Annotated in this window: 4 protein-coding genes; 3 read left to right on the forward strand and 1 reads right to left on the reverse strand. The window is 52.0% G+C overall.

What is annotated here, in order from left to right:
* The 3 genes from ABD971_RS28400 to ABD971_RS28410 form a co-directional block, all read left to right on the forward strand.
* A partial coding sequence (locus ABD971_RS28400) for an IS4 family transposase (protein ID WP_345327117.1) occupies positions 1-604 on the forward strand: 604 nt, incomplete at its 5' end.
* Positions 605-1347: 743 nt separating this feature from the next.
* Positions 1348-2457 (forward strand): leucine-rich repeat domain-containing protein, encoded by a 1110-nt coding sequence (locus ABD971_RS28405; protein ID WP_345327118.1) that lies wholly within the window; start codon positions 1348-1350, stop codon positions 2455-2457.
* Positions 2458-3037: 580 nt separating this feature from the next.
* Positions 3038-3214, forward strand: coding sequence for a hypothetical protein (locus ABD971_RS28410; RefSeq protein ID WP_345327119.1), 177 nt, complete (start codon positions 3038-3040; stop codon positions 3212-3214).
* A gap of 495 nt (positions 3215-3709) precedes the next feature.
* On the opposite strand, the gene ABD971_RS28415 is transcribed toward ABD971_RS28410, so the two are convergent.
* Positions 3710-11287, reverse strand: a complete 7578-nt coding sequence (locus ABD971_RS28415; protein WP_345327120.1) for a Calx-beta domain-containing protein — start codon at positions 11285-11287, stop codon at positions 3710-3712.
* Positions 11288-11892 lie beyond the last annotated feature (605 nt).

Here is an 11892-nt window from a genome sequence, read left to right on the forward strand (position 1 = left end):
CGTGACCGATCGCGGATACGCCAAGTTTGAGTTGTTCAATCAAATCAATGCCATCGGCAGCAGCTACATTTGTCGGGTCCGAGACAATAGCACGCCGAAGATCCTCAGCGACCGAGAGCTCACGCAAGCCGACCGCGATGCTGGTGTTCGCATCGATCGAGAAGTCGTTTTAGGGGCTTGCACCAGCAACAGCACAACGGTCCCGAGTGATCATCCAGTTCGCTTCATCGAGGTCGAAGTCCCACCTCATGTCCGCACCGGAAGCAAAGGTTCCAACTGCGACGGTCGCCTGCGATTGGTCACAAACCTGATGGACGTCCCCGCCGAACTGATTGCCGAAGCGTATCGGCTTCGTTGGCTGATCGAGTTGTTCTTTCGAATGATCAAGCAGCTTTTGGGCTGTCGACATTTGCTGAGCACAAAGCCGGCAGGCGTGGAGATCCAGATGTACTTGGCGATCATTGCGTGTCTGTTGATCCTGATCTACACCGGCGGCCAACCGAACAAACGCACCTACGAGATGATCTGCTTCTACTTACTCGGCTGGGCCAGCCTGGAAGAACTGGAAACACACATCGAAAAATTGAAACCCAAGACTCTGTAGAAGCACTGCGCGCCGACCGAAGTCCTGTGACTTCGGCGATTCGCTGCTGCACGGTCAGTGGCTGACCGCCGACCTCCACCTGACAATCCGCATCCGGAATCATCATCACCGACTGCAGTCCTGATCACCTCTGGACACAGCAGCAACCGGGCCGAACAGTATTGGGTCAAACCTCTTTGATAAACAAACAATGCGCTGCACCTGCGTGCCGCAGCGATTAGCTTCGGCTAATGCAGCAGCGATCGCTCATATACCGTTGGTATGTGGCAATGGGTTTCGCTTCACCGCCACACGTTATCCAAACGGCAGCGAGGTTACACTCCGCTTTGAAACCACAGGCTTGGTGAAAACAAAGGTGTAAGGAGTCTTTGTTTTTGTGCAATTTCATTCATCGTGCTGCCTTGCGGTTGGATTAAATGAATGTGAGTCATTCCTAAAGCACACTATCACTGCAGGAGATTCCGCAACTTACGTACCTGGTGATCATTGATAAATCCGGAACAAAATAGGACTACTCAGGTGGGGCTTGGAATGGTGAAACGTTGGTCTACGCTGGCGGAAATCTCTTTACGTGATTTGTTGGATCTCGGGCTGGTGGTACACTGACGTACGAAGACTGGCGAACCCTTTTGCAGGATAACTACGTTGAGGAGACTAAGCGTCCTCGGCCAACCAATTCGGAAATCACACTTCGTCCTCCTCATCGCGTCGTATCGGGAGACTGACTATGAAAGGAAATGGAAATGGTTGTGTTTGAACGTCGATTAACGTCTGTAGTTGCTTCTGGGATGTTCGTTTTACTGTTGCTGGAAACATTCTGCACGGATCTTGTCAATTCACTGCCGGGACAAGAAATTAAACCACCATCAACGCAGAATGTGGGCGACGGCGATGAGCAATCGAGCAAGCCAAACGAAACAAATGAACGTGCCATGGTGGAGAACGCGATTCTCAGGGCTGGGGGATACGTACTGAAATTGGATCCCACTGATCCTGAAAGGATAACTCGGGTGGAATTTTCTGGGAGCGCATTTGCAGACAAAAGTTTAGAAGAGATAGCAGATACGATACAAAATGTTGAAAGCGTGTATCTCTACGGAACGAGTGTCACGGATCGCGGGTTGAATTCCCTAGGGCAACTGAAAAACCTGAAAGAATTGGGAATTGAATCCCTGACAAAAGAGGGAGAGTGGACAGAGCAGAGTAGTCTGCTGAACGGTTCGGGATTGGAGTATCTCGTCATGCATCGCCAGAATCTGGAAACGCTCGAGCTGCGACTCTCAAGTGTGGATGACAAGGCAATTGAACATATCACGAAGTTCACGAAACTTAAAACACTTCGGTTGGATCGATCTGCAATTTCAAGACATGGATTTGAACAGTTGCGAAAAACTCTTCCCAACACGGTCATTTACCAACCACTGAAACCGGTATGGTCAGACAAACAAAAAAAAGAATGGAAAAAACGACATGCAAAGTGGTTAGCGCGGGTAAAGAAGGTATCTCGTGAAGAGATATTGGCGTTTGGCTTTCGTGATTTTAAACGTAGCGAATTCGAGGGAATTGGCTATATCCCGAACATTCCATTTGGGGACGATCAAAAAGGATTTTACGTCGAACGATGGTACTGCGTCGATGATCGACCTCTGCTTGAATTGCTGGACTTTTTTGGTCTCGTGAGCGACGACATCCAACACCTCCCAAGTTCACCAATGTCGATCATCCCTGGTGTTCCGGTCCCCGTAGATCGTGGACGTGTCTTCATTGACGATCCAATTATCCGTGACGATCGTCTGACTATCAAGAAAGCATGGCTACAGCGGTGGATTCTCAAAGACCAAGTTGAGGAATAGCCGAATCGTTCCATATACGTCACTGACCAATTTGTCTCCGCCCAGCAGCGAAGACTGGGAAGCATTATTGGGAAGGGTGAAAACAAAGGTGTCAAGCGGGGAGGCTTCGCTAGGAAGGCTTTCCTGATGAATCTAATGGGTCAATGAATCTAATGGGTCAAACCTCTTTGTTGGATGAATCTAATGGGTCAGGATGAATCTAATGGGTCAGATGAATCTAATGGGTCAGATGAATCTAATGGGTCAGATGAATCTAATGGGTCAGATGAATCTAATGGGTCAAACCTCTTTGTTGAGTGAACCAACCAATGCACCAGCGTTAAGCCGCGATTAGCTTCGGCTAATGCAGCAGCGATCGCTCATATACCGGTGGTATGTGGCAAAGGGTTTCGCTTCTCCGCCACACGTTGTCCGAACGGCAGCGAGGTTACACTCCGCTTTGAAACCACAGGCTTGATCACCGATCAAATGATCCAAGTGTCCAGCCTTGTCGACAGAGAGTCGGCCGTTTTGGCAGAGCACGAGTGCTTTGGGCTGGGGAGCTTCGTCCAGTAGGGTAGTTTCGAAGCAGGGAAACTTGATGGAAGTTTGTGTATTGTTTTTAACCCATCAATCAAAACCATCGATCCTTGAGCATTTTGATTCGATCGAATTGCTTCCCCGATGGAGCAAGCATCTTCTCGTCGATGAGAATTCGTGTGCGGTGAATTCGTTCGGTGATCGCAGTGATGTAGGGTTCCGCCACGAAGAAATCTAAGGGGTCAGAAATCTAAGGGGTCAAACCTCTTTGATGATTACGCCAATCGATGCACTGCGTTAGCCCATGACTGGCGGACTGTGGAAAAGTTGGTTTAGGTCGCTAGAGTTAGTTCGTGAGCTTGTTCGAATTCACTCCTAGAACTTTTGGAGTGCGAATCATGGCTTGGCTGAATACTGCCCCGATCGCAAACATTTATGTCAGCTTTCGTTTTTGAGGGAAGAAGTTTAAACGATCGTTTAAGACACAGGGGCAATCCAAGGCGGAAGGCCGATTGCAACGGTTGATTGAAAATATTCGGTTAATTGACAGTGGGCGACAGGAAGTCCCTGAGAATGCTGACGTCTCCACGTTCCTGCTCTCCGACGGCAAACCCAAGGTCGTTCGAAGCATCAATCTGGGCGAACTGTTTCAACCCCACTTCGGTCAAGTGCCAGATAACTCAAGACTAACTTGCAGTTGGTCAACGTATTCTCGACAAGCCGGCGATACACTTTAGTTCGCCAAGCGGCAGACTCTTAACCTGCCACTTACCGCTAGGTTCTCACTAGAAAACCAAACGACGTCTTCATTGGACGCTTTGCCTATGATCTTGTCTTTGATCGAGCCACTTAACGCCGCGAAGAATAAGTCACGACCAGAATCACCCTTCAATGTGTCTTTGTCGAAATCTTCTATTAAAGCTGTGGCGTTAAATGTGAATCCAGCGTTCAGTCCACCCGGAGCGGCGTCTGTGAGATGTTCGCGCCGTCGCTGATAAGTGACGTCGTTGCGAGTCCACTGTTGATGAAGCGCATCCAGTGCGACAAGGTCTTGCTGATTAATCCAACCAGCCCCAAGCAAAAGATCGTTGCCCGATTCACCATCAAGCACGTCCCGCCCCTCACCGCCGATCAGAACGTCGTTGCCATTACCTCCATGCAGCCTGTCGTTTCCAAGTCCGCCGACCACCACGTCGCTACCACTTCCGCCATTAAGTTTGTCGTTTCCGTCACCGCCCAAGATGATAGATGGAACGCTGACTTTTGCATGGATATCGACGGTGTCGTTGCCATCGCCAACCATGACAACAATCGAATCAACAGCCTCAGCATCAATGTCACGGTCTATGTTCGTTTGGCCTTTTCCTTGATTAAGCTTGGCTTTTAAGTTCAAGGCCCCAGAATGAGACTTGATTACGATGTGGTCTCTGCCGCTAGTGCCAATCACAAACAGTGTTCTGTCGACGATCCCAACACCGCTGATGACGATCGATTTTGAGTCGGTGTCGGTGCCGTTTGTCTTTCCATCGTCGACGGTTACGGTGGCCGTATAGATTCCTCCGTCGATATACACGTGACTCGCTGTGAACGTGTCCGCAGTTTGATTGACCTGACTCGGAGCGATTGTCTCAATAACACCGTCACCCCAATTGATCGTCACGACGTGAGTATCACCTACGTCGGCATCCTCGAACAAACCGCTAATCGTCACGGATTCGCCTGCAGTACCAGCATCCTGGAAGGATGGCGCAATCAACGTAACGATCAGCGGGCGTGAATTGCTTGAATTCCCGTCTACATCGGTTACCGTCAACGACCCGGTAGCGTCGGCAAGACCAACGGACGATGCGGTAAGTACTACTGTTTGCGAACCATCAACTAAGTTATCGATCACACCATTCACGGTTGCCGTTGCTGATGTTTGATTTGCCAGGATCGTGACACTCGCCGGTGTGACAGAGGCTTCCGTGCCGTCGTTGATCGACAGGTTGACGACGGTGTCGGTTGACGCAGGAGTCGCGAGCGAGACGGTTACTGTCGTTGCACCGTTCTCAGCGATGCTGGCATCCGTTAACGACAAGCTCAAAGCTGTTGAATCAATATCGGTTACCGTCAACGACCCGGTAGCGTCGGCAAGACCAACGGACGATGCGGTAAGTACTACTGTTTGCGAACCATCAACTAGATTATCGATCACACCATTCACGGTTGCCGTTGCCGATGTTTGATTTGCCAGGATCATGACACTCGCCGGTGTGACAGAGGCTTCCGTGCCGCCGTTGATCGACAGGTTGACGACGGTGTCACTTGCCACAGGAGTGGAAAGCGAGACGGTTACCGCCGTTGAACCGTTCTCAGCGATGCTGGCGTCAGTTAACGACAAGCTCAAAGCGGTTGAATCAATATCGGTTACCGTCAACGACCCGGTAGCGTCGGCAAGACCAACGGACGATGCGGTAAGTACTACTGTTTGCGAACCATCAACTAGATTATCGATCACACCATTCACGGTTGCCGTTGCCGATGTTTGATTTGCCAGGATCATGACACTCGCCGGTGTGACAGAGGCTTCCGTGCCGTCGTTGATCGACAGGTTGACAACGGTGTCGCTCGCCACAGGAGTCGAAAGCGAGACGGTTACCGTCGTCGAACCGTTCTCAGCGATGCTGGCATCCGTTAACAACAAGCTCAAAGCGGTTGAATCAATATCGGTTACCGTCAACGACCCGGTAGCGTCGGCAAGACCAACGGACGATGCCGTAAGCACTACCGTTTGCGAACCATCAACCAAGTTATCGATCACACCATTCACGGTTGCCGTTGCTGATGTTTGATTTGCCAGGATCGTGACGCTCGTCGGAATGACAGAGGCTTCCGTGCCGTCGTTGATCGACAAGTTGACAACGGTATCACTTGTCACAGGAGTGGAAAGCGAGACGGTTACCGCCGTTGAACCGTTCTCAGCGATGCTGGCGTCGGCTAACGACAAGCTCAAAGCGGTTGAATCAATATCGGTTACCGTCAACGACCCGGTAGCGTCGGCAAGACCAACGGACGATGCCGTAAGCACTACCGTTTGCGAACCATCAACCAAGTTATCGATCTCACCATTCACGGTTGCCGTTGCTGATGTTTGATTTGCCAGGATCGTGACACTTGCCGGTGTGACAGAGGCTTCCGTGCCGTCGTTGATGGACAGGTTGACGACGGTGTCGGTTGACGCAGGAATCGCAAGCGAGACGGTTACCGTCGTCGCACCGTTCTCAGCAATGCTGGCGTCGGCCAACGAGAGATTCAGGTTGTTGATTGTGTTATCCACGACGTCAATGGATGTGGTCTGAGTGCCTAACGTTCCAGCGTCGGCGGTAATGAGAACGGTTTGAGTCGTATCGTCGACGCCGTCATCGACACCCGAGATCATAAACGTTCCACTCTTTTCACCGGCTGGAATCGTGACACTGGATACGTCCAGCGTTGCTTCCCCCGTATCGCCACTGGATACGTTGATAGTAAGTTCCGACGTCTGTGCAAAATCCAGCGTGATCGTGCCGAGAGCCGATCCACCAACCTCGTCGATGACCGCGGGATTGACCGAAACCCGGAATCCAAAAACTTCGTTGTCCACAATGGTGCCGGAGGCCGTATCCGAGTCGTCCACCAATGAATCAGGTGCTCCAAGAAAACGAGCCATAGCAAAGTCTTCACTGGCAGCGACAACGTATCCGGCAACGACGATTGATCCATTCTGCTGTAACGCCAATCCATGCGCATAGTCATTTCGAGAGTTACCGCTTGTAATGAATGATTGAGTCAACTGTCCGTCGACGCCGAATGTTATATCCGGTGTGCCGTTGGCATTGAGTCGTGCAAGACCAATATCGCTATTGCTGAGATAACTATTCCCAGATACCAGGATGCGACCATCGGGTTGAAGAACGAGCGAATTCGCACCATCACTTCCGCCGCTAAAGTCCAACGCAACCAATCCCCCGGAGCCAAAATCCGTGTCAAGCGACCCGTCAATGTTGTAGCGTGCCAGTGCGAAATCCGTGTCCAGACCATTATCCGTCAGACCGGCGGCGACAACCTTTCCATTGTTCTGTAACGCAATCGCAAACGCACTATCACGACGACTCGCCCCGAAGTCTGTCGTGACGATTCCGTCACTATCAAACGATGTATCAAGGGTTCCATTGGCAAGGTAGCGGACTAGAGCGAAATTGTTGTTTCCGCCCGTTGCGAGACTCGGCACCGTATATCCAGCAATCGTGATCTTGCCGTCTGCATCAATCACCGAACCGAAAGCCAGCTCATCGCCACCCAAATCTGTGATTGCAATACCGCCACTGCCAAAAGTCGTGTCAAGCGTGCCGTCAGCTTCATACCGCATGACGACCATGTCGCTGGCACCGATCGCGAAAGTGTAACCGGTAACCACAATGCGACCGTCACTTTGAATGACCACGTCGCGCGCTGTCTCCACGACGGCACCCGTGTCAGTAATCGCGACTCCGTTGGTGCCGAATGAGGTATCGACCGTGCCATCCGGTAGTAACCTGGCCACTGCAAAATCTCGCTGACCATTCACAGTGGCCAACCCGGCGACTAGGATTTTTCCATCCGGCTGTAACGCGACCGCTTGCGCTTCATTATTTGCTCCATTGAAATCCAAAGTCACGACGCCGGAGGTTCCGAAAGAAGGGTCGAGTGTGCCATCGGGATTTCGGCGTATCAGCGAAAAATCGTACCCAGATGAAGAGTCGGTATAGTGATTGCCGGCTGAAATGATTTTACCGTCGTCCTGGATCTTGACCGCATAGGTGCGATCGCTACCGCCGCTGATGTCGGTGACGACGACGCCTTGATTGCCAAAACGGGTATCCAGGTCTCCGGGCAGCAAAAGACCGTTTGACGATGTCGCATCCAGTTGCACCTTGAAAGTTTCGTTCCCTTCCAGGATCAAATCATTATTGGTCGCGACAGTGAATTGATGGGTTTCACCCAGGTTCCCAACGAAGTTGAGTGTGACAGGTGCATTGTCGTAGTCGGTGCCGCCCGTGGCAGTTTCGTCGACAAAAGTAACATGAACATCAAACGGGTCTTGTACCGCATTATCCAGCATCACCGTGTACAACAGGCCCACACCTTCTACCGCAGTGACGTCCTGAATGGTGACTGCCGCACGATCGTCGTCGGCGATCGTTCCGGTGGCGATCGCACTCGCCGCAGCGATCGCGTAGCTTGATCCAGCGGTCACGGTGACGGTGACGGTTTCGCTGAGTTCGACAACCGCATCTGCCGCCGGATCAACGACAACCGTCGCAACGGTTTGACCCGCTGCAAAGGCAACGTCACCGGATGCGTCCGCGTCATGATCTACTCCAGTGGTCGCGGTGCCGCTAACCGCATAATTGACCACAAGTTCGGGCGACTCCGCGTTCGCATTCGTTCGTTCAAACGTATACGTGAGCACGTCCGCGCCGTCTTCGACGACGGTGGAATTGACAAGCCGAACACCGACGACGCTGAGATCGTCATTACGAATTGTTCCGTTCGCCGAAGCTGAAAGAATGGTTGTGGACGAACTTGGATTGCTCAGCGTCACCACGAACTCTTGATCGCGCTCTACGATCGCATCGCCGGAAACATTCACCGTAACTGTTTGAGTGGTTTCGCCATCGGCAAACGCGACCGTTCCATTCGGGAGCGAGCCACCGAAGTCCGCACCGTTCGCGGCGTCGGTGCCGCTTCCTGTTACCGTGAAATCAACGCTCGCCTGACCCGCACTACTACCGGAACGCGTCACAGTAAATATGAATGGCGTGGTCGTGCCTGGATTACCCTCGAACTTGTCCGAGTCCGTTGGCACAATTGAGAATTCGGAGTTCGGTATGACAGGGACGCCACCGACCAAGCGAATCAAGGACTTGTCGAACGTTCCCGCTCCCACCGCCATGCCTGCGACCACCACGTTATTGTCGGACTGGATCGCAATGCTATTACCGAAATCGTCAGATCGGCTAACGGCGACCACCTGAGTCCCAAGGTTACCAAAGCCGCTATCGAGGGTCCCGTCGGAGTTGTAACGCAACACGGCCGTATCGAAGTTGAATCCGGTAGAAATCGATCCAGCCACTACGATCTTTCCAAAATTGTCGATGGCAACACTCACGGCGACTTCCGTTGTTGACCCGAGATCGGTAACCACGCTACCGCCGGTACCAAAGCTTGTGTCCAGAGTTCCATCAGCGTTGTAGCGAGTCACCGCCACGTCGTAGTTGCCTGCGGTGCTTTTGGCCCCCGCAACGACTAACTTGCCATCATCTTGCAACGCCACGCCGCCAACGTAGTCGTCGCTGCCGCCAAAATCAGCGATCACTTTGCCGCCCACGCCGAACGTGGAATCAAGTGAACCATCGGCGTTGTATCGAGCAAGTGCGTGGTTGATCCCCCCGCCACCCGCATCCGTGTACCCAACGACAATGATCTTCCCATCGGTCTGAACCACAGCGCCGAAGGCCAAATCAGTGGTGCCGCCGAAGTCCGTTGTCACCTGACCATCACCATCAAACGATGCATCAGGAACACCGTTGCTGTCCAGCCGAGCGATCGCAAAATCTGCGGACCCGAGTATGGTTGCTTGCCCAGCGATCACCAGTTTCCCGTCAGTTTGCACCGCAGCGCTTTGTCCGTAATCGTCATTGGAGCCAAAGCTGACCGTGACTTTGCCGTCGCCGCCAAACGAGGTGTCCAACGAACCGTTGGCGTTATAACGCGCGGCCGAGAAATCCCAATTGGAACCGGTTTTTGAGCGGCCTGCGACCACCACTTTCCCACCCGCCAACGCCACGACACTTTTCGCTTCATCGTCGCCGGAGGTGATGCTCGTGAAGACGCTGCCATCGCCAGCAAAAGTCGTGTCCAACGAACCATCGGCACGATAACGCGTTACGGCGTATCCGTACGCAGATGAATTAGATCGCCCCGCGACGATGATCTTCCCATCCTCGCCAATCGCAACACTTTGCCCTTCGTCAGTTGAATTGCCATAAGCAATCGCTAACGCACCATCTCCGGCAAACGTATTGTCCTTTTGACCATTAGGCAATAAACGTGCGACCGCAAAATCGAAATAGGTACTACTGCTATTTGCGTATCCCGCAATCGCGAATCTGCCATCGCTATATAACGCAATATGATTGGCGCCACTGGTACCCGGCGACGGACCAGGGTTGGTGATCGATACGAGTTGGCTGCCATGATGACTGCCGAAACCCGTATCCAACGAACCATTGGAGTTGTAGCGAGTTAATACCGTATAGGATATCGATGACAAATTAGGGTTAACCGAACTCCCGGCGACGACGATCTTATTGTCGCTCTGGATGACCACCGAACTCGCTTCGTCATCTCGAGTTCCGATATCTGTTGTCAACTTGCCATCAAGGTCAAACGTCGTATCGAGCGTCCCATTGCTGTTGTATCGAGCGACCGCGATGTCTGAATAGGCTCCAATCGTAGTCTTGCCGACCACCACGAGTTTTCCGTCCGCTTGGATTGCCACGCCACTGGCCTCATCCGAAGCCGATCCAAAGTCGGTGGTTAATTTGCCATCCCCGGAAAATGTCGAATCGAGCGAACCATTTTGATTGAAGCGAACCACAGCGAAATCGTAGTTGCCGGCGGTTTGCGTAGCGCCGGCAATGACAACCTTGCCATCATTCTGAATCGCAACACTCTGCCCGAAATCGTAGGTGCCGATGTCTGCGGTTGCGCGTCCGTCACCATCAAAACTCACGTCAAGTGAACCATTGGGAAGATACCGCGCTGCAACGAAATCGTAATTGGCAAGCGATGAGTTGCTAGCGACACCTGCAATGACGATGTTGCCATTGCTTTGTAGTGCTAAGCTATTCGCGGTAACCCTTAGCGGACCAAAACTTGTGTATTGGATTCCGTCACCGTCGAACGTCGTATCGTAGGAGCCATCTGGGTTGTATCGAGCCACCGCAAATAGATTCGTTGACCCTTCGGATGTGGTCCCGGCAACAACAATCTTGCCGTCGGACTGCACCGCCACACCGACTGCCTCGCCTGGAAACTTTGAGACATCTGATTCGTTAAAAGCGGTGTCAAACCCGCCGCTACTGGTAAAACGAGCAATGATCCCGGTTGTCCCGACAGCAATCATGCGACCACTGGCATCTACAGCGACGGCATTCGCTGCGTCGTATCTGGTTAAGTTGTTGTGCAGGTCCGTTGTAACAATCCCCGCAGTTCCAAACGATGCATCGAGTTCTCCCGCCAACAAGTGACGTGATTCAAGTTGCTGAAGAATGGATAAGCGACGACTCCTCCGATTCTGAGTGCGATTGCGTTCCTTTGACTTCCGACTCCGCTTGTAAGCACCAACTGTTTCCAACTTAGGTGAGAATCGAAGATCGCGAATAAAACCCATCTGTGCACCGTCTCGGGAAAAAAGAGGGAAGATCGACTACCGAACAAAATATTTACGAGGACAAGAAACCGCATGAGTCTATAGGCAGCGTGTCGCAATGGCAAGTTAACTGCCTGTATCCTGGACTTTACTGCCCCCGGCAAACCATTAGACAACTCACCAGAGACGAGGTATGCATGGTAATGAAGTTTCCACCGGATGTTGTCCGGCTCGAAGATTTTTCATTTTGACCGCGATTCCCGCGACAAACGTGCTCGTAGCAAAAAGCTAACCCATAACAACTCCAATGTTTTGAAACTCGAAACTTCCCCCAAATCATGCGAGAAAACGGACTTTGAGCGAAGCAAATTCAAAGCAGGGTAGTAAACAAAACCCTGTCATTCACGGGTTTTTCGCAAGCATTCGGACCGCGAAACGAAAGCTTGTTTGGTCTACGGTCGCGAAGGTTACAGGTTCTA

The sequence above is a fragment of the Novipirellula rosea genome, assembly GCF_039541335.1.
GTDB classification, from domain to species: domain Bacteria; phylum Planctomycetota; class Planctomycetia; order Pirellulales; family Pirellulaceae; genus Novipirellula; species Novipirellula rosea.